Origin of the sequence: Streptacidiphilus jiangxiensis (assembly GCF_900109465.1) — a bacterium.
GTDB lineage: Bacteria > Actinomycetota > Actinomycetes > Streptomycetales > Streptomycetaceae > Streptacidiphilus > Streptacidiphilus jiangxiensis.
In genome coordinates, this window is sequence record NZ_FOAZ01000001.1 from 647259 (window position 1) to 670222 (window position 22964).

The following is a 22964-nucleotide window of genomic DNA, read 5'->3' on the forward strand; positions in this document are numbered from 1 at the left end:
CCATACCGGTTCCCGGTTCTCGGTTCGAAAGAAGGCGCAGCTCCCATGTTCGAGGCAGTCGAGGAGCTCCTGAACGAGCACGCGACGCTGGAGGAGCGTCTCGCCGACCCGGCGGTGCACGCCGACCCGGGGACGGCGCGGCAGCTGTCCAAGCGCTACGCCGAGCTGACGCCGATCACCAAGGCGTACCGCGAGTGGCGCCAGGCGGGCGAGGACATCGAGACGGCTCGTGAGCTCGCCGCCGACGATCCGGACTTCTACGCCGAGATCAAGTCGCTGGAGGCCCAGCGCGAGGAGCTGACCGAGCGGCTGCGGCTGCTGCTGGTCCCGCGCGACCCGAGCGACGACAAGGACGTGCTGCTCGAGGTCAAGGCGGGCGAGGGCGGTGAGGAGTCCGCGCTCTTCGCCGGCGACCTGCTGCGGATGTACCTGCGCTACGCCGAGAAGATGGGCTGGAAGACCGAGATCATCGACTCCAACGAGTCCGACCTCGGCGGTTACAAGGACGTCCAGGTCTCGGTGAAGTACCGCGGAGGCGCGCCCGAGCCCGGCCAGGGCATCTGGGCCCGGCTGAAGTACGAGGGCGGCGTGCACCGCGTGCAGCGCGTGCCGGCCACCGAGTCGCAGGGCCGGATCCACACCTCCGCGGCCGGCGTGCTGGTCACGCCGGAGGCCGAGGAGGTCGAGGTCGAGATCAACGCGAACGACCTGCGCATCGACGTCTACCGCTCGTCCGGCCCGGGCGGTCAGTCGGTCAACACCACCGACTCCGCCGTCCGCATCACGCACCTGCCGACCGGCATCGTCGCGTCCTGCCAGAACGAGAAGAGCCAGCTCCAGAACAAGGAGCAGGCCATGCGCATCCTGCGCTCGCGCATCCTCGCGGCGTTGCAGGAGGAGGCCGACGCCGCCGCCAGCGACGCGCGCCGCAGCCAGGTGCGCAGCGTGGACCGCTCCGAGCGGATCCGCACCTACAACTTCCCGGAGAACCGCATCTCCGACCACCGCACCGGCTACAAGTCCTACAACCTGGACCAGGTGCTCGGTGGCGACCTCGACGCGGTGATCCAGTCCGCCGTCGACCAGGACGCCGCCGCGCGCCTCGCCGAGGCCACCTGACCGCCCGACCCCTCGGCCGACCCTTCGTCAGGCCTGTCCAGCCCGCTCAGAGAGGCGCGACGTGAACCTCCTCCTCGCCGAGGTGGCCCGAGCCACCCAGCGGTTGGCCGATGCCGGTGTGCCCTCGCCGCGGTTCGACGCCGAGGAGCTCGCCGCCTACGTCCACGACGTCAAGCGCGGCGAGCTGCACAACGTCAGGGACGGCGACTTCGACGCCCGCTACTGGGAGGTCATCTCCCGCCGCGAGGCACGCGAGCCGCTCCAGCACATCACCGGCCGGGCCTTCTTCCGCTACCTGGAGCTCCAGGTCGGCCCCGGCGTCTTCGTGCCGCGCCCGGAGACGGAGTCGGTGGTCGGCTGGGCCATAGACGCGCTGCGTGACATGGACGTCGCCGAGCCGATGGTCGTCGACCTGTGCACCGGCTCCGGCGCGATCGCGCTGGCTCTGGCTCAGGAGGTGCCGCGCAGCCGCGTGCACGCGGTCGAGCTGTCCGACGACGCCTACGCCTGGGCCCGCCGCAACATCGACGCGAGCCCCGACACCTCCCGGATCGAGCTGATCCAGGGCGACGCCACCCGCGCCTTCGAGGACCGCCCCGAGCTGAGCGGCCAGTTCGACCTGGTCATCAGCAACCCGCCGTACATCCCGCTGACCGAGTGGGAGTACGTCGCTCCGGAGGCTCGCGACCACGACCCGGAGATGGCACTCTTCTCCGGCGAGGACGGCCTGCACACCATCCGCGGCATCGAGCGCGTCGCCGCGCGACTGCTGCGGCCCGGGGGAGTGGTCGTCGTCGAGCACGCGGACACCCAGGGCGGGGTCGTCCCGTGGATCTTCCGCGAGGAGGCGGGCTGGACCGACGCCGCCGACCACCGCGACCTGAACAACCGCCCCCGCTTCGCCACCGCGCGCCGCGCCGTCCTGTAGGGAAGGGAACCACCGATGAGTCGTCGTTACGACTGCTCCGACGCGACCGAGCGTGCCGCCGGTCTGCGTGAGGCCGCCTCCGCGATCCGCCGGGGCGAGCTGGTGGTCATTCCCACCGACACCGTCTACGGCCTGGCGGCCGACGCGTTCTCCCCGGACGCCGTCGCCGGGCAGCTCGCGGCCAAGGGCCGCGGCCGCAGCATGCCCAGCCCCGTCCTGGTCGGCTCCCCGACGACGCTGCACGGGCTGGTCACGGACTTCTCCGAGGCCGCCTGGGAGCTCGTCGACGCGTTCTGGCCGGGCGGTCTCACCCTGGTCACTCGCCACCAGCCGTCGCTGCGCTGGGACCTGGGCGACACCCGTGGCACCGTCGCGGTGCGCATGCCGCTGCACCCGGTCGCCATCGAGCTGCTGAACGTCACCGGCCCGCTCGCCGTCTCCAGCGCGAACCTGACCGGCGGCCCGTCCCCGGCCACCTGCGACGAGGCCGAGGAGCAGCTCGGCCAGTCCGTCTCGGTCTACCTCGACGGTGGACGTGCGGACCACGCCGTGCCGTCCACCATCGTCGACGTCACCGGCAAGATCCCCGTCCTGCGCCGCGCGGGTGCGGTCTCCCTGGAGCAGCTCCGTGAGGTCGTACCCGACGTGGAGGCCGGCAGTTGACCGGCCGCCATCGCCTCCGGCCACCGATACGCCCCGTTCCGCGACTCCACCACGAGCACGCGGAGCGGCGCGTCGGCGCGTTCCGGATCCTCTACGTCTGCACGGGCGGCGTCTGCCGCTCGCCCATGGCGGAGCGGCTGACCCGCCATGAGCTGACACTCCGTCTGGGCGGCGACGCGGAGACGGAGATATCCGTCGAGAGCGCCGGTACGTGGGGGCACGAGGGTGCCCCGATGGAGACCCACGCGGCGGAGATCCTCGCCGAGTTCGGCGCGGACTCCACCGGCTTCGTGGGCCGTGAGCTGCTCGATGACCACGTCATCGAGGCGGACCTGGTGCTGACCGCCACTCGGGACCACCGGGCCCAGGTGATCTCCATGGGCCACGACGCGGGTCTGCGGACGTTCACGTTGAAGGAGTTCACGCGCCTGGTGCGCGCGATCGACCCGGCGACGCTGCCGGACTCGATCGGCCCGGGTGCCCTGTCCGAGCGGGCCCGTGTGCTCGTGCGGGCCGCGGCCGCGCTGCGAGGATGGTTGTTGGCCGCCTCTCCCGAGGCGGACGAGGTGGACGACCCGTATGGCGCACCGCTCGGGATGTTCCGCAACTGCGGCGAGGAGATCTTCGACGCACTGGATCCCATCGTGACGGCGTTGACCGGGGTCAGCCGGGTGCGGGTGTAGCGCGCCCCGCTGGCGTGCTGCAACCTCCCCTCCGGCGTAGCGTGACGACCGGAGGTGCATGCGGCCATGGCGACGCTGACGGAAGAGTCCACGACTGCCGGTCTGGCCGATGCGCCGGATCCCGATCTCGACGTGCTGGTGGCGACGGAAGAAGACCGCCGGGCGCGGCAGGTGAACCTCCTCGCCGGGGAGAACGACGCCTCACCCCGCGTGCTCGCGCTCCTGGGGAGCGTCTTCGCGGACAAGTACGCCGAGGGCTACCCCGAGCGGCGGCATCACACCGGCTGCGGGCCGGCCGACTCCGTCGAGTCCCTCGCCGTCGCCCGCGCCGAAGCGCTGTTCGGGGCCCAGCACGCGAACGTGCAGCCGTACTCCGGCTCCATCGCGGTGCTCGCCGCCGCCGCGGCCCTGCTGCGGCCGGGGGACGCCGTGCTGGCGATGTCGCTCGCGCACGGCGGGCATCTGACCCACGGGTCCTCGGCGAACTTCTCCGGGAAGTGGTTCTCCGTCTCCGGGTACGGCGTGAGCGAGCGCGACGGGCTGATCGACCTCGACCAGGTGCGGGACCAGGCGCGGGCCCTGCGCCCCAAGGTGATCGTCGCTGGGGCGATCTCCTATCCGCGGGCGATCGACTGGGAGGCGTTCCGCTCCGTCGCGGACGAGGTGGGTGCCTATCTCGTCGCGGACGCCGCGCAGACGCTGGGGTTGTCCGCCGCCGGGGTGATCCCCTCGCCGGTGCCCTACGCGGACATCGTCTGCGGGGTCACTCACAAGGTGTTGGGCGGGCCGCGCGGCGGGCTGATCCTGTCGACCAGGGAGCTGGCCGAGCGGGTGGACCGGGCCGTCTTCCCGTTCATCCAGGGTGGGCCGATGGTCAACCAGATGGCGGCCAAGGCCTACACCCTCGGCCGGGCGGCGACGCCGGCCTTCGCACAGTACGCGCAGCAGACCGTGCGCAACGCGCAGCGGCTGGCCGCCGCGCTGGACGGGCACGGGCTGCGGCCGCTGACCGGCGGGACCGACACCCACCTGGTGACCGTGGACGCCCGTAGCCTGGGGCTGACCGGCCGCGAGGTCGAGCGGCGGTGCGAGGAGGCGGGGCTGCTGCTCGGGCACTGTGCCGTGCCCTACGAGGAGGCGCCGCCGGCCGCCGCCTCGGGTCTGCGCATGGGGACACTCAGCGTGACCACCCGCGGCATGGGGGAGCCCGAGATGTCCGGGATCGCGGGGCTGGTCCACGCGGCGGCGACGGGAGCCACCGGTCCGGCACGGGAATCCGTCACGGAAGGTGTTCGAGCACTCGCCGAGCGTTTCCCTGGTCTGTCGACAAAACCGCAATGCGGGGACTCTGCGTCTGGATGAATAGGGTGTGCACGTGACGCACCTCCATTCCCGAGCGCATTGCCATCTCGCTGAGAAAGCAAGGCGGCTATGCTCTGCCGATACCACGGGGGTGTCCAGCGCAGCACAGGAGGACTCTGGTGCGTGAGTTCCTGCTGACGCTCTGTGTGACCGCAGCGGTGACCTACCTGCTGACCGGTCCGGCACGGAAGTTCGCCATCATCGCGGGCGCCATGCCGGCCGTCCGCGACCGCGACGTGCACAAGGAGCCGACGCCACGACTCGGCGGCATCGCCATGTTCGGCGGACTGTGTGCCGGCCTGCTCACGGCCGACCACCTGTCGGCGCTGCACAACGTCTTCCAGAACTCCAGCGACGTGCCCGCCCTGCTCTCCGGCGCCACGATCATGTGGGTGCTGGGCGTGCTGGACGACAAATGGGGCGTGGACGCCCTGGTCAAGCTCGGCGGGCAGATGGTCGCCGCGGGCGTCATGGTCTACCAGGGCCTGACCGTGCTCTGGCTGCCGATCCCGGGGGTCGGCACCGTCGCGGTGACGGACCAGTGGGGCTCGTTCATCACCGTCGCGCTCGTCGTCATCAGCGTGAACGCGGTGAACTTCATCGACGGCCTGGACGGCCTGGCGGCCGGCATGGTCTGCATCGCGGCCGGCGCGTTCTTCGTCTACGCCTACCGGCTCTGGTACGGCTTCTCGGTGCCCGACGCGGCACCGGCCGCGCTGTTCAGCGTGATCCTGGTCGGCATGGTGCTGGGCTTCCTGCCGCACAACTTCCATCCCGCGCGGATCTTCATGGGGGACTCCGGCGCGCTCCTGCTCGGCCTGGTGCTCTCCGTCTGCATGATCTCGATCACCGGTCGCGTCGACCCGGACGTGATCACCGCGCAGACCCAGAGCCAGACCAGCGCCGTGCACGCGATGGTGCCGATCTACATCGTGCTGCTGCTGCCGCTGACGGTGATCGCCATTCCGCTCGCAGATCTCATTCTCGCGGTGGTGCGCCGGACCTGGGCGGGAAAGTCCCCATTCGCGGCGGACAAGCAGCATCTGCACCACCGGCTGATGCAACTCGGCCATTCCCACAGCCGCGCTGTATTGATCATGTATTTCTGGTCCGCCCTGCTCGCCTTCGGCACCGTCGCGTTCTCGGTGGACCGCACCGAGCGGTTGGCGCTGAACTTCCTGCTGGGCCTGTGTGCGCTCGGCATCCTGATGCTGCTCTTCCCGCGGTTCCGGCCGCACGCGCCGCGCATGGTGGAGCGCTTCGTCCCGCCGCGGTACCGCCGGACCGTAAAGGTAAGGGATGTTCTTACCGAAGAGACGGTAAAGGAGATCGCGGAGGAGTCCATTTCCTCTGGTGCGACGCTCTCCGTCGCTGATGAGGACCTGTTGGACAAGATCGGAACGGGCTCCCACGCCCTCGGTCACCATTCGGGCACATCGGGACGATCCGCCGGTGGGGCGGCCCCTGTGTCAAGGAGCACACCAAGAAAGTAAAGACTGCACCAAATAGCTTGTGATACCGTTCACGACATCAGGAGAGCTGCCGAAGGACCTTATGGGAGAAGGTCGTTCGACCATCCGCCTCCTGGTGATCCCCTCCGCTCGACCCCACCCCCCGGAGCTTTGACGATGCTGTCCAGCGACGCCCGGATCCTGCGCGGCTGCGCCCTTGTGGCGACGCCGGTGGGCATCCTCGCCGTGGTCCTCAGCACCGTGCTGGCGGGTTCCAAGGGACTGATCGGTGCCTTGGTGGCGCTGGCGGTGGTCGCGGTGGTCTTCGCAGGTGGGTTCGCAGCACTGATGCGACTCAGCAAGGACCGGCCCCAGTTGGTCCTGACCGGCGGTCTCCTGGTCTACGCGGTGCAGATGCTGATCGCGGGCGTCTTCATCGTGGTGTTCAAGCACACGACGTTCTTCAACGGCAAGGCCTTCGGGTTCTCACTGCTGGCCACGTTGCTGGCCTGGGTGGGCGCGCAGGTCTGGTTCACGCTCAAGAGCAAAACCCTCTACGTGGACCCCTCGGCCGGCCCCGAGCCTGGGGACAAGCCCGGGGGCAAGGCCGGAACGTAAGGCCCGCGTAAAGGTAGTACCAAGACATCTGCTATCGTCCGGATTCCGGAGCCCCCCGCGCGACCACGAGCGTCGAGCGGCCTGTGCGGCCCCGGACAACCCGATCACGGTGCCAACGCGGCGGCTTCCGTCGTGCCGACACACAAGGTTGCAGTTCTGATGCTTCACGACGAAGGAGTCAAGGGTGAGTAACCCCTCCACCATGCTCGCGAGCGGGTGTCACATCACCCCCTCTGGTTGTGGTTTCCCAGCCCCGGGGCTCAACTCCTTCAACTTCAAGCCGATCTTCAGCATCGGGAGCTTCGACTTCACGAAGCCGATGCTGCTGGCCCTGATCTGCATGCTGCTGGTGGTCGGCTTCTTCTGGGCCGCGTTCCGCAAGCCGAAGCTGGTCCCGGGCAAGCTGCAGCTGGTCGGCGAGATCGGCTACAACTTCATCGCGCGAAGCATCGCGCGTGAGGTGATCGGCAAGAAGGGCGACAAGTTCGTCCCCTTCCTGACGTCGATCTTCTTCTTCGTCTGGCTGATGAACATCATGTCCATCATCCCGCTCGCCCAGTTCCCGGTGGCCTCGCGCTTCGCGTACCCGGTGGCTCTGGCGCTGCTGGTGTGGATCACCTACATGTACCTCACCTTCAAGACGCACGGCTTCGTCGGCGGCTGGAAGCACCTGACCTACATGCAGGGCCTGCCGAAGCCCCTGGTGCCGCTCATCGTCTTCCTGGAGTTCCTCCAGAACGTCATCACGCGTCCGTTCACCCTTGCGGTGCGACTGTGGGCCAACATGTTCGCCGGCCACATGCTGATCGTGATGTTCAGCGTCGCGACCTGGTACCTGCTGACGCCGTCGTTCTACGCGGTCTTCTCCGGCGCGTCCTTCGCGCTCTCGATCGGCATGACCGCGTTCGAGGTCCTGATCCAGTTCCTGCAGGCGTACATCTTCACCCTGCTGGCTTCGCTCTACATCAGCGGAGCACTCGAAGAGGGTCACTGATCCTCACGCGTTAGCCCGTACCACTCATCAGACTTCCGGCGGGAAGCCCCCTGCCGGATCGCATCACAAGAAGGACAAGGGTCACCATGTCTGCTCTGCAGCTCGCCGCCTCCACCGGCATCTCCGGCAACCTCGGCGCCGTCGCCTACGGTCTCGCGGCCATCGGCCCGGGCGTGGGCATCGGTCTGGTCTTCGGCCACTCGATCGAGGCCATGGCCCGCCAGCCCGAGGCCATGCCGATCATCCGCCAGAACATGTTCCTCGGCTTCGCCCTCTGTGAGGTTCTCGCCCTCCTCGGCCTGGTCGTCCCCTTCATCTTCTCCTGAGTCGAACGACCAGTAGCCACGCTCGACGAAAGGTTCAGACATGCTGAGCACCTTCCTGGCTGAGGAGGCGCCGCAGAACCCGCTGCTGCCCTCCACGCCGGAACTCATCATCGGCCTGATCGCCTTCTTCATCGTCTTCGGCGTCCTCGGCAAGAAGCTCCTGCCCAACATCCAGAAGACTCTGGAGGAGCGGCGCGACGCGATCGAGGGTGGCCTGGAGCGGGCGGCTGAGGCGCAGGCCGAGGCCACCCGGACGCTGGAGGAGTACAAGGCCCAGCTCGCGGAGGCTCGTCACGAGGCCGCTCGTATCACCGAGCACGCCCGTGAGCAGGGTTCCATGATCATCGCCGAGGCTCGCGAGGAGGCGCAGCGTCAGGCTGCGGTCACCGTCGCGCACGCCCAGGCGGAGATCGAGCGCACCCGTGGTCAGGTGACCACCGCGCTGCGGCACGACATCGGCCGCATCTCGCTCGACCTGGCCGGCAAGGTCGTCGGCGAGTCCCTCGAGGACTCCGCCCGCCAGAGCCGCACCATCGACCGCTTCCTTGACGAGCTTGAGGCCAAGGCTGCGGAGTCGGCGGGTGCCAAGTGAGCGGCGCCACCCGGCAGTCCACCGCGGCCGCCCGTGAGCAGCTCGACGCGCTGACGGACAACACGTCCGTCGACGTCGCCGCGCTCTCGAGCGACCTGCAGGACGTCACCCGGGTGCTGGACCGCGAGGTCACGCTCCGCCGGATCCTGACGGACCCGGCCGCCCCCGGTCAGGCCAAGGCCGACCTGGTCGTCAACCTGCTCCAGGGCAAGGTCGCGGCCGAGACGGTCGACCTGCTCTCGGGCATGGTCCGCTCCCGCTGGAGCGCCGGCCGTGACCTGGCGGACGCGACCGAGCAGCTCTCCGCCCTCGCGCTGATCATCGGCGCCGACAAGGCGGGCGAGCTGGACGACGTCGAGGACGAGCTGTTCCGCTTCGGCCGCGTGGTCGCGAGCAACCTGGAGCTCCGCTCCGCGCTCACCGACAACGCCGCCGCCACCTCCGCCAAGGCGGAGCTGGTCCGGAACCTGCTCGGCGGCAAGGCCAAGGCCGCGACGATCGCGCTGGTCACCTCGCTGGTGACGCAGCCGCGTGGTCGTAGCCTGGAGAGTGGCCTGGACGAGTACGCCCGTCTGGCCGCCGGCCGTCGCGGTCGCGTGGTCGCCCTGGTGACCACTGCGGTGCCGATGTCCGACGCACAGAAGCAGCGTCTCGCCGCCTCCCTGGAGACCCTCGCGGGTCACCCGGTGCACCTGAACCTCGACGTGGACCCTGAGGTCCTCGGCGGAGTCCGGGTCCAGATCGGCGACGAGATCATCGAGGGCACCATCGCGGGTCGTCTCGACTCCGCGAACCGGAGCCTGGCCGGCTGAGAAAGCCGCATCCCGACCCTCGGTCGGTACACAACAGAGGACGGTCAGAGCCTCATTGAGGAACCTGACCGAGAGTCGAATACTTGCGGCCCTCCACGGGCGGGCCGAGGACGCAACTAGGAGAGCAGGGAACCCAGATGGCGGAGCTCACGATCCGGCCGGAGGAGATCCGGAACGCGCTGGACAACTTCGTCCAGTCGTACCAGCCGGACGCCGCCTCGCGTGAAGAGGTCGGCACCGTCACCTTCACGGCTGACGGCATCGCCAAGGTCGAGGGTCTTCCCTCGGTCATGGCCAACGAGCTGCTGAAGTTCGAGGACGGCACCCTCGGCCTCGCGCTCAACCTCGACACCCGCGAGATCGGTGTCGTCGTCCTCGGCGAGTTCGGTGCGATCGAGGAGGGCCAGACGGTCCGCCGCACCGGCGAGGTGCTGTCCGTCCCGGTCGGCGAGGGCTACCTCGGCCGCGTGGTGGACCCCCTCGGCAACCCGATCGACGGCCTCGGCGAGATCGAGACCCACGGTCGCCGCGCGCTGGAGCTGCAGGCTCCGGGCGTCATGGTCCGCAAGTCGGTGCACGAGCCGATGCAGACCGGCATCAAGGCCATCGACGCGATGACCCCGATCGGCCGTGGCCAGCGTCAGCTGATCATCGGCGACCGCCAGACCGGCAAGACCGCGGTGGCGATCGACACGATCATCAACCAGCGCGACAACTGGCGCTCGGGCGACCCGAAGAAGCAGGTCCGCTGCATCTACGTCGCCGTCGGCCAGAAGGGCTCCACCATCGCCTCCGTTCGCGGAGCGCTGGAGGAGGCCGGTGCGCTCGAGTACACGACCATCGTCGCCGCCCCGGCGTCGGACCCGGCGGGCTTCAAGTACCTGGCCCCCTACACCGGCTCCGCCATCGGCCAGGAGTGGATGTACGACGGCAAGCACGTCCTGATCATCTTCGACGACCTGTCGAAGCAGGCCGAGGCCTACCGCGCCGTGTCGCTGCTGCTCCGTCGTCCGCCGGGCCGCGAGGCCTACCCGGGTGACGTCTTCTACCTGCACTCGCGTCTGCTGGAGCGTTGCGCGAAGCTGTCCGACGAGCTCGGCGCCGGCTCGATGACGGGTCTCCCGATCATCGAGACCAAGGCCAACGACGTCTCGGCGTACATCCCGACCAACGTCATCTCCATCACCGACGGCCAGTGCTTCCTGGAGTCCGACCTGTTCAACGCCGGCATCCGCCCGGCCGTGAACGTCGGTATCTCGGTCTCCCGCGTCGGTGGCTCCGCCCAGATCAAGGCGATGAAGTCGGTCGCCGGTCGTCTGCGCCTGGACCTGGCCCAGTACCGCGAGCTGGAGGCGTTCGCCGCCTTCTCCTCCGACCTGGACTCGGCCTCCAAGGCCCAGCTGGAGCGTGGCGCCCGTCTGGTCGAGCTGCTCAAGCAGGGCCAGTACCAGCCCTTCCCGGTCGAGGAGCAGGTCGTCTCGATCTGGGCCGGCACCACCGGTCGCCTGGACGAGGTCCCGGTCGCGGACGTGCGCAAGTTCGAGCGCGAGTTCCTCGACTACCTGCGTCGCGAGCACAAGGGCGTCCTGACGACCATCGTCGAGACCCAGAAGCTCGAGGACGGCACGATCGAGTCGCTCGTCGAGGCCATCACGGCGTTCAAGCGCGAGTTCACCACGCACACCGGTGCGCTGCTCGGCGAAGACGCCTGACGAGACGGAAAGGACGTAACGACCCATGGGAGCACAGCTTCGGGTCTACAAGCGCCGGATCCGCTCTGTCACCGCGACGAAGAAGATCACCAAGGCGATGGAGATGATCTCCGCGTCGCGCATCATGAAGGCGCAGCGCGCGGTGGCCGCCTCCTCCCCGTACGCGAACGAGCTCACCCGTGCGGTGACCGCGGTCGCGACGAGGTCGAACGCCAAGCACCCGCTCACCGCTGAGCCGGTCGGCGCCACGCGCGCCGCCCTGCTCGTGGTGACCGCGGACCGCGGTCTGGCCGGCGGTTACTCCAGCAACGCCATCAAGGCGGCGCTGGAGCTGACCAAGCGGCTTCAGTCCGAGGGCAAGACGGTCGACACGTACATCATCGGTCGCAAGGGCGTCAGCTACTACGGGTTCCGCAACCTCACGGTCGCGGGCTCGTGGGTCGGGTTCTCCGACAAGCCGACGTACCAGGACGCCAAGGACGCGTCCGCGGCCCTGATCGACGCCTTCGTGACGGAGACGGCCGACGGTGGTGTGGACGAGCTCCACATCATCTCGACGGAGTTCGTCTCGATGCTCACCCAGAACCCGGTGGAGGCCCGCCTCCTGCCGCTGTCGCTGGAGGAGACCGAGGCCAACGCCGAGGAGCAGGGACCGTTCCCGCTCTACGACTTCGAGCCGTCGGCCGAGGGCGTCCTCGACGCCCTGCTGCCGCGGTACGTGGAGAGCAGGATCTACAACGCGCTGCTGCAGTCGGCTGCTTCCGAGCACGCCGCCCGCCGCCGCGCGATGAAGAGCGCGACGGACAACGCCGGCGAGCTCATCAAGTCGCTCACGCGACTCGCCAACACGGCCCGCCAGGCCGACATCACCCAGGAAATCAGCGAGATCGTCGGTGGCGCGAGCGCCCTGGCCGATGCGAACGCGGGGAGTGACTGAAATGACTGCCACTGTAGAGACGGCCACGGCGACGGGCCGCGTCGCGCGGGTCATCGGCCCGGTCGTCGACGTGGAGTTCCCCGTCGACGCCATGCCGGACATGTTCAACGCCATGCACGTCGAGATCGACGCGCCCGACGGCACCGGCAAGAAGATCCTGACCCTCGAGGTCGCGCAGCACCTGGGCGACGGGATGGTCAAGGCCATCTCGATGCAGCCCACCGACGGTCTGACCCGTGGTGCCGCGGTCACCGACACCGGCTCCGCCATCTCGGTGCCGGTCGGCGACATCACCAAGGGCAAGGTCTTCAACGCCCTGGGCGAGGTGCTCAACACCGACCGTGAGGCGTTCAACGCCGAGGTCACCGAGCGCTGGCCGATCCACCGCAAGGCCCCGAACTTCGACCAGCTCGAGTCCAAGACCGAGATGTTCGAGACGGGTATCAAGGTCATCGACCTGCTCACCCCGTACGTCCAGGGTGGCAAGATCGGTCTGTTCGGTGGTGCCGGTGTCGGCAAGACCGTTCTGATCCAGGAGATGATCTACCGCGTCGCCGAGAACTTCGGTGGTGTGTCCGTGTTCGCCGGCGTCGGCGAGCGCACCCGTGAGGGCAACGACCTCATCCACGAGATGGTCGACTCGGGCGTTCTGGACAAGACCGCGCTGGTCTTCGGCCAGATGGACGAGCCGCCGGGCACCCGTCTCCGCGTCGCCCTGTCCGCGCTGACCATGGCGGAGTACTTCCGCGATGTGCAGGGCCAGGACGTGCTGCTCTTCATCGACAACATCTTCCGGTTCACCCAGGCCGGTTCCGAGGTGTCGACCCTGCTCGGCCGTATGCCCTCCGCGGTGGGTTACCAGCCGAACCTGGCCGACGAGATGGGCCAGCTCCAGGAGCGCATCACCTCGACCCGCGGTCACTCGATCACCTCGATGCAGGCGATCTACGTCCCCGCGGACGACCTGACCGACCCGGCCCCGGCCACCACCTTCGCCCACCTCGACGCGACGACGGTTCTCTCCCGTCCGATCTCGGAGAAGGGCATCTACCCGGCCGTGGACCCGCTGGACTCCTCGTCCCGCATCCTCGACCCGCGGTACATCTCGGCCAACCACTACGAGACCGCTGTGCGTGTCAAGGGGATCCTCCAGAAGTACAAGGACCTCCAGGACATCATCGCGATCCTCGGTATGGACGAGCTGTCCGAGGAGGACAAGGTCACCGTCAACCGGGCGCGCCGCATCGAGCGCTTCCTGTCGCAGAACACCTACGTCGCCAAGCAGTTCACCGGCGTCGACGGCTCCACCGTGCCGCTGTCCGAGACGATCGACGCGTTCAACGCGATCGCCGACGGCAAGTACGACGGTGTCCCGGAGCAGGCGTTCTTCATGTGCGGTGGCATCGACGACCTCGAGCGCAACGCCGCCGAGCTCGCCAAGAAGTAATCGCCTTCGGGCTGTGAGGGACAGGGGCGGCCCGACCGCTGGTTGGGACCGCCCCTGTCCCACCCGTTATTCTTTTTCCCACCCCCGCTTCACGGCGGGGGGTCGAGACCGAGGAGCCCACGGTGGCTGAGCTGCACGTCGAGCTGGTCGCGGCCGACCGAAAGGTCTGGTCGGGCGAGGCCACGATCGTCCTTGCCCGTACCAAGTCCGGTGACATCGGCATCCAGCCGAACCACACCCCGGTCCTGGGTGCCATGGACCCCCAGCCGGTGACCATCCGCCAGGCGGACGGCACCACGGTGATCGCGGCCGTGCACGGCGGTCTGCTGTCCTTCGCGGACAACCGACTGTCGATCCTGGCCGAGGTCGCGGAGCTGGCCGACGAGATCGACGTCGACCGCGCCGAGCGGGCCCTGGCCGCTGCGAAGACCGAGTCCGAGGCCGCGGCCCAGCGCCGCGCCGAGGTCCGTCTCCTCGCTGCGACCGGCCGCTGAGACTTATCCGCTTTCGCGGGGAGTCTGAGCGACACGAGCTTCACCGGCAGTCCCGGGGCACCTGTGGGTGACCCCGGGACTGCTGTATCAGTTGTGCAGGTGTGTGAAGGTCGTCGGCTCGGGGCGGGTCGACGAGGAGGGAGCCGGGCATGGTGCTCGCGGTGGTGACCGTCATCGCGGTGCTGCTGGTCTGCCTGCTCGCGCTGGGGGCCTTCGCGGTACGGCGGCGTCTGATCCAGAGACCCGGCGGGACCTTCGACTGCTCGGCGCGTCTGGACGTGCCGCCGTCCCCCGCCGAGGGGGAGGACTCCGAGGCGGCCGGTGAGTCGGCCGGCAAGGGCTGGATCTTCGGGATCGCCCGCTACAACAACGACGCGGTGGAGTGGTTCCGCGTCTTCAGCTGGGCCCCGCGCCCGCGCCGGGTGCTGCAGCGTTCGCTGATCGAGGTCATCGAGCGGCGCACCCCGCAGGGGCAGGAGGAGCTGGCGCTCCTCTCCGGCGCCGTCGTCCTGTGCTGCACGCACGCGGGCGAGCCGCTGGAGCTCGCCATGAGCGAGGACGCGCTCACCGGCTTCCTGGCCTGGCTCGAGGCCGCGCCTCCCGGCCAGCGCGTGAACGTGGCCTGAGCCCCGCCTGATGGACGAGCTCGTGGAGCACGAGGGCGTGGTCCTGTGGGGCCTGATGGGCAACGTCTACCGATTGATCAACGACCGGCTGCGCCACGACATCTCCGAGGCCACCGGACTGGACGGCTCCGAGTTCGAGTTCCTGCTGCGCCTCGCCCGTTTTCCTGACGCCCGGGGGATGGCCACCCGCGTCGGCGAGACGATGGGCTACTCCTCGGCCGGCACCACCAAGCTCGTCGCCCGGCTGGAGCGCAAGGGCCTGATCGAGCGGACGCGCGACCCCGAGGACGGGCGCGCCTATCTGGTGGGCATGACCGACGCGGGCACCGAGGCGCTGCGGCTGGGCCTGGAGGCCCATGTCCCGCGCCTGGAGGCGGAGGTCCTCGGCCATCTCACGGACGCCCAGCGTGGCGTTCTGCACACCCTGCTGACCCGGCTGGACCCCACTCTGCGGGACTAGGCTGCGGCCATGGTCAACCTCACGCGTATCTACACCCGAACCGGCGACGACGGCACCACCGCGCTGGGCGACATGAGCCGTACCCACAAGACGGACACCCGCCTGGCCGCCTACGCCGACAGCAACGAGGCCAATGCCGCCATCGGTGTGGCGCTCGCCTGCGGCGAGCTCGACCCGGAGATCGCCGAGGTGCTGACCCGCGTCCAGAACGACCTCTTCGACGTCGGCGCGGACCTGGCCACCCCGGTCGTCGAGGACCCCAAGTACCCGCCGCTGCGCGTGCTTCAGACATACATCGACCGTCTGGAGGGCGACTGCGACCGCTTCAACGCCGAGCTGGAGAAGCTGCGCAGCTTCATCCTCCCCGGCGGCACCCCGGGCGCGGCCTACCTGCATGTGGCCTGCACGGTGGTGCGCCGTGCGGAGCGCAGCACCTGGGCGGCGATCGAGGAGTACGGCGACGGCATCAACCCGCTGACGGCGAAGTACCTGAACCGCCTCTCGGACCTGCTGTTCATCCTGGCCCGCTCGGCCAACAAGGCCGTCGGCGACGTGCTGTGGGTGCCGGGGGAGAACCGCTAGTCGTCCACGTCCGCGAAGAGCTCCAGCATCCGGCCGAGCACGCGGACGGTGGTCGACAGGTCGGTGTCGGTGAGGTCGCCCGCCGCCTGGCGCAGGACCGCGTGCTCACGGTCGACGATCGTGTCGATGGCCGCCCGGCCCGCCCCGGTGAGGCGGATCAGGGAGGAGCGCGCGTGGGCCGGGTTGGGGACGGCCTCCACCAGCCCGGCCGCCATGCCGTCGTTCACCATGCGCTGGACGAACTGCCGGCTGATCGACTGTGCGCGGCCCATCTGCGGCACCGTCATCGGACCGTTCTCGCGCAGCAGGTCCAGGACCGCGCGGACGCCGACGGAGACGCCGTGCGTCGCGTCGAGCTCGATCCGGCGCTGGACGCGCCGGTAGAGCGGGCCGACGAGCGCGAAGACTTCCATCAGGCGTCCAGGCAGCTCGTCGGGGGAGAGGGGCTCGTGCGGGGCGTCGGTCACGCGCTCACTCTCTCACATGACAACTGAGTTGCCATTCCCTTGCAGTCATGACACCTTGGTTGTCATGACTGAGATCGCGTACTTCGAATCCCAGGACGGCCTCCTCGCCTACCGTGACGCCGGCCCGCGTGACGGCCGGGCGCTGGTGCTGCTGCACACCGGCTTCACCGACTCCAGCCAGTTCGAGAACCTGATCCCCGGCCTGGTCGCGCTCGGCCACCGGGTCGTCGCCCCCGACGCCCGCGGCCACGGCCTCTCGGCCAACGCCACCCGGGCGTTCCGTCAGACCGACGACCTGGCCGCGCTGCTGGCCCATCTGGGCCTGCGTCAGGTCGTGCTGGTCGGCATCTCGATGGGCGCGCTGATCGCCGTCGACACGGCCGTCGAGCACCCCGAGCTGGTCCGCGCCCTGGTCGTCAGCGGCCGTGGCCTCGGCGAGCCCGACCTGGGTGACCCCTGGGCGGCCTCGGTCGCCGAGAAGCAGGTGTCGGCGCTGGCCGCCGGGGACCTGGACGGATACTTCGACGGCTTCCTCCAGTGGATCCCCGGGGACCGTCGCAGCCTCGACGAGATCGACCCGGCGATCACCGCGCAGGTCCGCGCGATGGCTCTGCGCACCATGCTCAAGCACACCCCGGACGAACCGAACCACGCCGTCCCGGTCGCGGACCTGGCCATCCGGGCCAAGGAGATCGCCGTCCCGGTCCTCGCGATCAACGGCGGCTACGACGTCCCCGGCATCCGGGCCACCGCCGACGAGCTCATCCGCGTCGTCCCGAACGGGCGCACGGTGCTGCTGGAGGAGGCGGGCCACTACACCACCATGGAGGCGCCGGCCGAGTTCACCCGCGTGCTGGCCGACTTCCTCGCCGGGATCGACGCGGCCTGAGCCGGACCTCGCCGAGACGCCACGTACGATGCCTGACCATGGAACGGTTCCGGGTGGTCGGCGGGGCGCGGCTGGTGGGTCGGGTGCGGGTGCCCGGCGCGAAGAACAGCGCGCTGAAGCTGATGGCGGCGACGCTGCTGGCAGAAGGCGAGTTCAGGATCGGCAACCTGCCGCGCATCCTGGACGTCGAGATCATGGCGGAGCTGCTGCGCCGGATGGGCTGTGAGGTCCGCCTGGAGTGGGAGGACGCGGCGAGCGGCGCAGCCGTCATCACCGTTCCGGGTGAGATCGGGCACGAGGCCGACTACGACCTGGTGCGGCGCTTCCGCGCCTCGATCTCGGTGCTGGGCCCGCTGCTCGCGCGCTGCGGCCGGGTCCGGGTCGCCCGCCCCGGCGGCGACGCGATCGGCTCGCGCGGCCTCGACATGCACATCGACGGTCTCACCCGGCTGGGCGCCCGGATCACCACCGAGCACGGCTTCCTGGTGGCGGAGGCCCGCTCCGGCGGCCTGATCGGCGCGGCGGTGGAGCTGGACTTCCCGAGCGTCGGCGCCACCGAGAACATCCTGATGGCGGCGGTCCTGGCCAAGGGCGAGACCGTCATCGACAACGCGGCGCGCGAGCCCGAGATCGTCGACCTGTGCGAGATGCTGGTCGCGATGGGCGCGAAGATCAACGGCGCGGGCTCCTCCACGATCGAGATCCAGGGCTCCGACCGGCTCCTCCCGGTCGCCTACGACACCGTCCCGGACCGCATCGTCGCCGGCACGTTCGGCGTGGCCGCCGCGATGACCATGGGCGACGTCCGCGTCGACCACGCCCGTGCGGAGCACCTGCGGATCGCCCTCGACAAGCTCGTGGCCGCGGGCGCGCAGGTGAGCGCGGACCCGGAGGGCTTCCGTGTGGTGATGGAGGGCCGCCCGCGCGCGGTCGACGTGGTGACGCTGCCGTATCCCGGCTTCGCGACCGACCTCCAGCCGCAGTTCGCCGCGCTGAACGCGGTGTCCGAGGGCACGGCGATGATCACCGAGAACATCTTCGAGGCGCGCTTCGTCTTCCTCCAGGAGCTGGCGCGCCTCGGCGCGGACGTGCGCACGGACGGGCACCACGCGGTGCTGAGGGGTGTCCCCAGGCTCTCGGGTGCCCCGGTGGTCTCCTCCGACGTCCGCGCGGGCGCAGGCCTGGTCCTGGCGGGCCTCGTCGCCGAGGGCACGACGCTGGTGTCGGAGATCCACCACATCGACCGGGGCTACGCCGGCTTCGAACAGCAGCTCCGCGCGCTCGGCGCCGACATTTCTCGCGAGACGGAGACACACTAGGCAAGCGGGAACCCCCAGGGGGCGCGCCCCTGGGGGTTGCAACGAGCTCATCGCAGCAAGGATCTGGCCCGTTCGGCGTCGTCCTCGAAGACCAGGACGCGGCGGCCCGCCTTCGTGTCGGCGAGCGTGTAGCGAATGCCCGCATCATCCAATCGGGTGCCGATCGCCGCCGCCTCGGCGTCGTCCGACGGGGCCGCGACGGGGACGAGCAAGCCGTAGTCGCCCGGCGCCCCGGAACGGGGGGTGCGCTGCGCGAGGGAATGGCCCTTGCCCCACGTCCAGCGCAGCAGCAGGACGAGGACTCCCACCACCAGAAACGGTGCCAGCACCCGCAGGGTGAGCGCGATCACGCTCCCATTCTGCTTCGTGAGGCCCCGAAGTGTGTAGATTCCTGCCAGGCACGACGCCGTGCGCGGGTGATCCTCGTGTGCGCGGTCGCCGTGGCCCCACCCACACGACACGACACGGAGGACACCACCGTGACCAGCAGCATCGCCGTCGTCGGAGCCGGGCTCATGGGCTCCGGAATCGCCCAGGTCTCGGCCGCAGCCGGCCACGACGTGGTGCTGCGGGACGTGACCGACGCCGCCCTGACCCGTGGACTGGACGGCATCCGCGCCAGCTACGCCAAGTTCGTCTCCAAGGGCCGGATGACCCAGGACGAGATGGACGCCGCCCTGGGCCGCATCACCACCACCACGGACCTGGGCGCGGCCGGCACCGCCGACATCATCGTCGAGGCGGTGTTCGAGCAGCTGGAGATCAAGGAAGCCGTCTTCCGCGAGCTCGACAAGATCGCCAAGCCGGGTGCCGTGCTGGCCACCAACACCTCCGCGATCCCGATCACCCGCATCGCCGCCGTGACGGAGCGTCCGGAGGACGTCGTCGGGGTGCACTTCTTCTCGCCGGTGCCGATGATGCAGCTGGTCGAGCTGGTCCGCGGCTACAAGACCAGCGACGCCGCCCTCGCCACCGCGCGCACCTTCGCCGAGAGCGTCGGCAAGACCTGCGTCGTGGTCAACCGCGACGTCGCGGGCTTCGTGACGACCCGCCTGATCACCGCCCTGGTCGTCGAGGCCGTCAAGCTGTACGAGTCCGGCGTCGCCAGCGCCGAGGACATCGACACCGCCTGCCGGCTGGGCTTCGGCCACGCGATGGGCCCGCTCGCCACCGCGGACCTGACGGGCGTCGACATCCTGCTGCACGCCGCGCACAACATCTACTCCGAGACGCAGGACACCAAGTTCGCCGCGCCGGAGATCATGGCCCGCATGGTGACCGCCGGGGACCTCGGCCGCAAGAGCGGACAGGGTTTCTACCCCTACGGCGAGAAGTAACCCGCACACGAATGTGACGTGGGCCCCAGGTGAGTTGGCTCACCCAGGGGCCCACGTGGCATCCACGGCCCCGATAATCAAACGAACATCCGCACGCATGGCTTGCGGCAAAACGATTCCTCCATCACCTACACGGGTGAATTCCTTTCAGATCTCGCCGTGGCCAGCAACGTACGCGCCTGTCGTTGCGTCAGATGAGAGAAGTATCGCGAGCGAGGGGAGCCCGCATGTTCATTCGCGGTGACCACCGTCACCTCGCCGTGGAGGGCGAACTCGACGTCCGCTCCGCGGCGGACGCGCGCACCGCGCTGCACCGGGCCGTCGACGACGGCGTCGGTGATCTCGTGCTGGACCTGAGCGGGCTTTCTGCCTGGGACGCCACCGGGCTCGGCGTCATCATGGGCACCCACCGCCGCGCGGGGCGCGTCGGCCGCCGCCTCGTGCTGCGCGGCGTACCGCTCCAGCTGCAGCGGCTGCTGGTGGCCACCAAGCTGCACCGCATCCTGGCGATCGAGAGCTACTACCCCGAGGCGGACCCGCTGTCCGTCTCCATCCTGTGAGCACCCCGCTGTGAACGCGCCCGTGCAGGCGCTCCCGTGAAGCGACTCCCATAACGGTCTGGTCTCGACCACTCCCCAGCGGTAACTTCCGTACCGCAGAATGACCCCCGCATCGTGCCCTGTGGCGGCGCGGGCGATCGGGCCGGAAGACGGGGCCGGAAAGACTCATGGGCGAAGCAACGGGCCACCACTCCGCTCGCGTACCCAGCGGTGGCGAGCTGGTGCTCAGGAACAACACCAGCGGGACGGTCGTCGGCACCGTGCCCGAGCAGCAGAGCGCGCAGGCCGAGCGTCGGACCGACGGCAGTGGTCGCGCCGGCGAGCTCGTCGTGGGCGAGCTGCTGCTGACCGTCAACGCCCCCGAGGGTTCGACACCGCAGCCGCTGCCCGCGGACCGGCACCCCGCCGCACCTGTCCCGCCCGTCGCCGCGACCGGGCCCGCCCGCTACGCCCTCGCCGGGCTGCTGGAACGCGAGGAGCAGTGCGCGCGACTGCGCGAACTCCTCGGCCAGGGTCGCAGCGTCCGGCTCACCGGCGCGCACGGCTCCGGCCGCACCGCCGTGCTGGACGCCGTCGCCACCTCCTGCGCCACGCTGACGCCCGGTGGGGTCGTCCGCCTGTCCGCCCACCGCCGGCCCCTCGGAGACCTGCTCCAGGCCCTCTACGAGGCCCTGGGCGGCACCCCCGGGCACCGCCCCTCCCGACGCGAGCTGCCCGGCCTGCTCGCGGGTGTGCGGGCCATCGTCCTGGTCGACGACGTCGACTTCGGCGGTGAGGCCCTCGACGACCTGCTCGGCGCCGCGCCCGACTGCGCCTTCCTGATCGCGGCGACGCCCGACGTGCCCACCCCGGCCGTCGGCGCGCCGATCGAGGAGTCCCGGCTGTCCGGGCTCACCCGGGCCGGCAGCCTCGCCCTGCTCGCCAAGCTCGCCGGCCGGTCGCTCGACGAGAGCGAGCGCGCCTGGGCGGTGGACCTGTGGTTCGAGTCCGAGGGCCTGCCGCTGCGCTTCGTCCAGGCCGCCGCGCTGCTGCGCCACCGTGAGATGGCCATCGACGCCCTCGCCGGAGGTCTGGTCGAGCCGGACGAGGACCCGGTGCCGCTGCCCACCGTCGCCGAGAGCGCGGCCCCCGCGGTCCGGATCGGCCGCGGCCTCGGCGAGCCCGCCCGCCGCCTCCTCCGGCTCGCCTCCGCGCTGGGCGGGGAGATCCCCACCCCGCCGCACCTGCCCGCGCTGATCGACGTCGGGCACGGCGAAGCCGCGGTGGACGAACTGGTCGAGGCCGGCCTGGCCGAGTCCACGCCGGGAGGCACCCACCGCCTGGTCGAGGGCGTCGCCCCGCTGCTGGCCGAGGAGTGGCCCACGGTAGGCCTCCCCGACGCGGCCCAGCACTTCACCTGGTGGACCGGCCACGGCTCGGTGACGGAGACCCAGATCGCGGCCGAGGCCGAGGTCCTGCTGGCCGTCCTGCGGACGGACCAGGAGGCCGACCGCCACGAGCAGGTCGTCCTGCTGGCCCGCGCCTGCGCGCCGTCGTTCGCGCTGGCCCTGCGCTGGGGTGCGTGGGAGCGCGCGCTGCGGTACGGCCTGGAGTCCGCGCGGGCGACCGAGGCGGTCGCGCAGGAGGCGTGGTTCCATCACGAGCTCGGAGTGCTCACCTTCTGCGCCGGCGCGTACAACCGCTCACGCGCGGAGCTGGAGGCGTCCGTCGCGCTGCGGGGCGCCCTGTCCGACGCGCGCGGCACGGCCAACGGCCGGCACGTGCTCGAACTGCTGGACCAGGCGGTCAACCTCTCCGGCGCCACGGCGGTCGGCGGGGCCGGCTCGCGCCGGGACGACCGCCTGCGGCGCTTCGCGCCGTTCGCCGCGAGGCGCGCGGCGTCCGCGCGCGCGGTGTCGCCGGCGTCTGCCGCACCCGTGCGGATGACGGGCCGTCACGCGCTGGACGTCGGCAAGCAGCCCGCGTCCCGCCGCCAGCTGGTGCTGGCCGCGGGCGGCGTCCTCCTCATGGGCATCCTCGGCGCGGGTGTCGCCGCCGCGGTCACCTCCCTCGACGGAAGCCCCCAACCCCACTCGGGCACCCCCGTCGTCCCGGGCTCCACCCCGACAACCACCGACCCGGGCCTGCCCACCGGGACGGACATCCCGACGGACGCTTCCTCCGCGAGCGCGAGCGGCTCCGCCTCGGCGTCGTCGACGCCCACGGGCAGCCCGAGCGGCAACGGCCGGCCGACGCAGGGCTCTGCCACGACGACGCCGCCGAGCAGCTCGGGCGGAGCCGGCACGAACGGCGGGGGCACGAACGGCGGCGGAACGACCACGGGAGGCACGGGCACCACCACCGGGGGCAAGTCCGGCGGTGGCACGGGCACGGGCGGCACGGGCACGGGTGGCACCGGAACCGGAGGTACCGGCACGGGTGGCACCGGCACGGTCACCGGCGGCGGCACGGGCACGGGCGGCACCGGCACGGGCGGCACCGGAACCGGTGGCACCGGGACCGGCGGCACCTCGGGGTCCCCTTCGGCTTCTCCCGACCCGTCCCCGAGCAACAGCGCCTCGACGACGGTGGCCTCCCCGAGCTGAA

Annotated in this window: 25 protein-coding genes; 23 read left to right on the forward strand and 2 right to left on the reverse strand. The window is 70.3% G+C overall.

Translation table 11 applies throughout. The features are described 5' to 3' along the window. Positions 1 to 45: 45 nt before the first annotated feature. The 18 genes from prfA to BMY61_RS02890 all read left to right on the forward strand — a co-directional run bounded on the left by prfA (position 46) and on the right by BMY61_RS02890 (position 15806). Positions 46 to 1119, forward strand: coding sequence for a peptide chain release factor 1 (gene prfA, locus BMY61_RS02805; RefSeq protein ID WP_042456780.1), 1074 nt, complete (start codon positions 46 to 48; stop codon positions 1117 to 1119). 61 nt (positions 1120 to 1180) lie between these two features. Further along, a complete protein-coding gene (gene prmC, locus BMY61_RS02810) occupies positions 1181 to 2047 on the forward strand; it encodes a peptide chain release factor N(5)-glutamine methyltransferase (protein ID WP_042456783.1) in 867 nt (288 codons plus the stop codon). A gap of 15 nt (positions 2048 to 2062) precedes the next feature. Beyond that, positions 2063 to 2710, forward strand: coding sequence for an L-threonylcarbamoyladenylate synthase (locus tag BMY61_RS02815; protein ID WP_042456786.1), 648 nt, complete (start codon positions 2063 to 2065; stop codon positions 2708 to 2710). Positions 2711 to 2736: 26 nt separating this feature from the next. Beyond that, positions 2737 to 3393, forward strand: coding sequence for an arsenate reductase/protein-tyrosine-phosphatase family protein (locus tag BMY61_RS02820; protein WP_143094145.1), 657 nt, complete (start codon positions 2737 to 2739; stop codon positions 3391 to 3393). 66 nt (positions 3394 to 3459) lie between these two features. Then, positions 3460 to 4755 (forward strand): serine hydroxymethyltransferase, encoded by a 1296-nt coding sequence (locus BMY61_RS02825; protein WP_042456789.1) that lies wholly within the window; start codon positions 3460 to 3462, stop codon positions 4753 to 4755. Positions 4756 to 4874: 119 nt separating this feature from the next. Further along, the gene (locus BMY61_RS02830) at positions 4875 to 6248 is read left to right on the forward strand and encodes an MraY family glycosyltransferase (protein WP_042456792.1); all 1374 of its coding nucleotides are present in this window, start codon (positions 4875 to 4877) and stop codon (positions 6246 to 6248) included. Between the two features lie 135 nt (positions 6249 to 6383). After that, the gene (locus BMY61_RS02835; protein ID WP_042456795.1) at positions 6384 to 6824 is read left to right on the forward strand and encodes a Cg1360 family ATP-synthase-associated protein; all 441 of its coding nucleotides are present in this window, start codon (positions 6384 to 6386) and stop codon (positions 6822 to 6824) included. Positions 6825 to 7026: 202 nt separating this feature from the next. Continuing rightward, positions 7027 to 7818 (forward strand): F0F1 ATP synthase subunit A, encoded by a 792-nt coding sequence (atpB, locus tag BMY61_RS02840; RefSeq protein ID WP_042456798.1) that lies wholly within the window; start codon positions 7027 to 7029, stop codon positions 7816 to 7818. Positions 7819 to 7904: 86 nt separating this feature from the next. After that, positions 7905 to 8144 (forward strand): ATP synthase F0 subunit C, encoded by a 240-nt coding sequence (gene atpE / locus BMY61_RS02845; protein WP_042456801.1) that lies wholly within the window; start codon positions 7905 to 7907, stop codon positions 8142 to 8144. A gap of 40 nt (positions 8145 to 8184) precedes the next feature. Next, positions 8185 to 8736 (forward strand): F0F1 ATP synthase subunit B, encoded by a 552-nt coding sequence (locus BMY61_RS02850; protein WP_042456804.1) that lies wholly within the window; start codon positions 8185 to 8187, stop codon positions 8734 to 8736. Then, on the forward strand, positions 8733 to 9548 hold the full coding sequence (locus BMY61_RS02855) for a F0F1 ATP synthase subunit delta (RefSeq protein ID WP_042456807.1): 816 nt from the start codon (positions 8733 to 8735) through the stop codon (positions 9546 to 9548). The genes BMY61_RS02850 and BMY61_RS02855 overlap by 4 nt, the downstream gene beginning before the upstream one ends. 137 nt (positions 9549 to 9685) lie before the next feature. Further along, positions 9686 to 11260, forward strand: coding sequence for a F0F1 ATP synthase subunit alpha (gene atpA / locus BMY61_RS02860; RefSeq protein WP_042456810.1), 1575 nt, complete (start codon positions 9686 to 9688; stop codon positions 11258 to 11260). A gap of 25 nt (positions 11261 to 11285) precedes the next feature. Then, the gene (locus BMY61_RS02865; protein ID WP_042456813.1) at positions 11286 to 12197 is read left to right on the forward strand and encodes a F0F1 ATP synthase subunit gamma; all 912 of its coding nucleotides are present in this window, start codon (positions 11286 to 11288) and stop codon (positions 12195 to 12197) included. A 1-nt stretch (position 12198) separates the two neighbouring features. Further along, complete coding sequence (atpD, locus tag BMY61_RS02870; protein ID WP_042456816.1) at positions 12199 to 13644, forward strand: F0F1 ATP synthase subunit beta; 1446 nt, start codon at positions 12199 to 12201, stop codon at positions 13642 to 13644. A gap of 122 nt (positions 13645 to 13766) precedes the next feature. Beyond that, positions 13767 to 14138, forward strand: coding sequence for a F0F1 ATP synthase subunit epsilon (locus BMY61_RS02875; protein ID WP_042456819.1), 372 nt, complete (start codon positions 13767 to 13769; stop codon positions 14136 to 14138). Between the two features lie 149 nt (positions 14139 to 14287). Further along, complete coding sequence (locus tag BMY61_RS02880) at positions 14288 to 14764, forward strand: DUF2550 domain-containing protein (RefSeq protein WP_042456822.1); 477 nt, start codon at positions 14288 to 14290, stop codon at positions 14762 to 14764. A 10-nt stretch (positions 14765 to 14774) separates the two neighbouring features. Beyond that, complete coding sequence (locus tag BMY61_RS02885; RefSeq protein ID WP_042456825.1) at positions 14775 to 15224, forward strand: MarR family winged helix-turn-helix transcriptional regulator; 450 nt, start codon at positions 14775 to 14777, stop codon at positions 15222 to 15224. Positions 15225 to 15233: 9 nt separating this feature from the next. Further along, entirely contained in the window at positions 15234 to 15806 is a 573-nt protein-coding gene (locus tag BMY61_RS02890; RefSeq protein WP_042456827.1) for a cob(I)yrinic acid a,c-diamide adenosyltransferase, read from the forward strand. On the opposite strand, the gene BMY61_RS02895 is transcribed toward BMY61_RS02890, so the two are convergent. Next, positions 15803 to 16219, reverse strand: a complete 417-nt coding sequence (locus BMY61_RS02895; RefSeq protein WP_042456939.1) for a MarR family winged helix-turn-helix transcriptional regulator — start codon at positions 16217 to 16219, stop codon at positions 15803 to 15805. The genes BMY61_RS02890 and BMY61_RS02895 overlap by 4 nt on opposite strands. 118 nt (positions 16220 to 16337) lie before the next feature. Between BMY61_RS02895 and BMY61_RS02900 the strand changes: the two genes are divergently transcribed. Both BMY61_RS02900 and murA read left to right on the forward strand, forming a co-directional pair. Then, complete coding sequence (locus BMY61_RS02900; protein ID WP_042456830.1) at positions 16338 to 17162, forward strand: alpha/beta fold hydrolase; 825 nt, start codon at positions 16338 to 16340, stop codon at positions 17160 to 17162. 38 nt (positions 17163 to 17200) lie between these two features. Further along, positions 17201 to 18481: a UDP-N-acetylglucosamine 1-carboxyvinyltransferase gene (gene murA, locus BMY61_RS02905; RefSeq protein ID WP_042456833.1), complete on the forward strand. Its 1281-nt coding sequence runs from the start codon at positions 17201 to 17203 to the stop codon at positions 18479 to 18481. Positions 18482 to 18528: 47 nt separating this feature from the next. Here the strand turns inward: murA and BMY61_RS02910 are convergent, their stop codons facing one another. Beyond that, on the reverse strand, positions 18529 to 18831 hold the full coding sequence (locus tag BMY61_RS02910) for a putative signal transducing protein (protein WP_042456837.1): 303 nt from the start codon (positions 18829 to 18831) through the stop codon (positions 18529 to 18531). Between the two features lie 129 nt (positions 18832 to 18960). On the opposite strand from BMY61_RS02910, the gene BMY61_RS02915 reads away from it, so the two are divergent. From BMY61_RS02915 to BMY61_RS02925, 3 genes are all read left to right on the forward strand, one after another. Beyond that, entirely contained in the window at positions 18961 to 19818 is an 858-nt protein-coding gene (locus BMY61_RS02915) for a 3-hydroxyacyl-CoA dehydrogenase family protein (protein ID WP_082015519.1), read from the forward strand. 227 nt (positions 19819 to 20045) lie between these two features. Then, a complete protein-coding gene (locus tag BMY61_RS02920) occupies positions 20046 to 20378 on the forward strand; it encodes an STAS domain-containing protein (RefSeq protein ID WP_042456840.1) in 333 nt (110 codons plus the stop codon). A gap of 167 nt (positions 20379 to 20545) precedes the next feature. Further along, the gene (locus BMY61_RS02925; RefSeq protein ID WP_052439299.1) at positions 20546 to 22963 is read left to right on the forward strand and encodes a hypothetical protein; all 2418 of its coding nucleotides are present in this window, start codon (positions 20546 to 20548) and stop codon (positions 22961 to 22963) included. Position 22964 lies beyond the last annotated feature (1 nt).

What these genes read in the sequence shown, in the direction of transcription:
- BMY61_RS02835 (WP_042456795.1), top strand. Translation starts at nt 6,384, where the DNA reads ATGCTGTCCAGCGACGCCCGGATCCTGCGCGGCTGCGCCCTTGTGGCG.
- BMY61_RS02890 (WP_042456827.1), top strand. Translation starts at nt 15,234, where the DNA reads ATGGTCAACCTCACGCGTATCTACACCCGAACCGGCGACGACGGCACC.
- BMY61_RS02865 (WP_042456813.1), top strand. Translation starts at nt 11,286, where the DNA reads ATGGGAGCACAGCTTCGGGTCTACAAGCGCCGGATCCGCTCTGTCACC.
- atpB (WP_042456798.1), top strand. Translation starts at nt 7,027, where the DNA reads ATGCTCGCGAGCGGGTGTCACATCACCCCCTCTGGTTGTGGTTTCCCA.
- murA (WP_042456833.1), top strand. Translation starts at nt 17,201, where the DNA reads ATGGAACGGTTCCGGGTGGTCGGCGGGGCGCGGCTGGTGGGTCGGGTG.
- BMY61_RS02880 (WP_042456822.1), top strand. Translation starts at nt 14,288, where the DNA reads ATGGTGCTCGCGGTGGTGACCGTCATCGCGGTGCTGCTGGTCTGCCTG.
- BMY61_RS02900 (WP_042456830.1), top strand. Translation starts at nt 16,338, where the DNA reads ATGACTGAGATCGCGTACTTCGAATCCCAGGACGGCCTCCTCGCCTAC.
- BMY61_RS02925 (WP_052439299.1), top strand. Translation starts at nt 20,546, where the DNA reads ATGGGCGAAGCAACGGGCCACCACTCCGCTCGCGTACCCAGCGGTGGC.
- BMY61_RS02815 (WP_042456786.1), top strand. Translation starts at nt 2,063, where the DNA reads ATGAGTCGTCGTTACGACTGCTCCGACGCGACCGAGCGTGCCGCCGGT.
- BMY61_RS02895 (WP_042456939.1), bottom strand. Translation starts at nt 16,219, where the DNA reads ATGGAAGTCTTCGCGCTCGTCGGCCCGCTCTACCGGCGCGTCCAGCGC.
- atpE (WP_042456801.1), top strand. Translation starts at nt 7,905, where the DNA reads ATGTCTGCTCTGCAGCTCGCCGCCTCCACCGGCATCTCCGGCAACCTC.
- BMY61_RS02920 (WP_042456840.1), top strand. Translation starts at nt 20,046, where the DNA reads ATGTTCATTCGCGGTGACCACCGTCACCTCGCCGTGGAGGGCGAACTC.
- BMY61_RS02825 (WP_042456789.1), top strand. Translation starts at nt 3,460, where the DNA reads ATGGCGACGCTGACGGAAGAGTCCACGACTGCCGGTCTGGCCGATGCG.
- BMY61_RS02885 (WP_042456825.1), top strand. Translation starts at nt 14,775, where the DNA reads ATGGACGAGCTCGTGGAGCACGAGGGCGTGGTCCTGTGGGGCCTGATG.
- atpD (WP_042456816.1), top strand. Translation starts at nt 12,199, where the DNA reads ATGACTGCCACTGTAGAGACGGCCACGGCGACGGGCCGCGTCGCGCGG.
- BMY61_RS02850 (WP_042456804.1), top strand. Translation starts at nt 8,185, where the DNA reads ATGCTGAGCACCTTCCTGGCTGAGGAGGCGCCGCAGAACCCGCTGCTG.
- prfA (WP_042456780.1), top strand. Translation starts at nt 46, where the DNA reads ATGTTCGAGGCAGTCGAGGAGCTCCTGAACGAGCACGCGACGCTGGAG.
- atpA (WP_042456810.1), top strand. Translation starts at nt 9,686, where the DNA reads ATGGCGGAGCTCACGATCCGGCCGGAGGAGATCCGGAACGCGCTGGAC.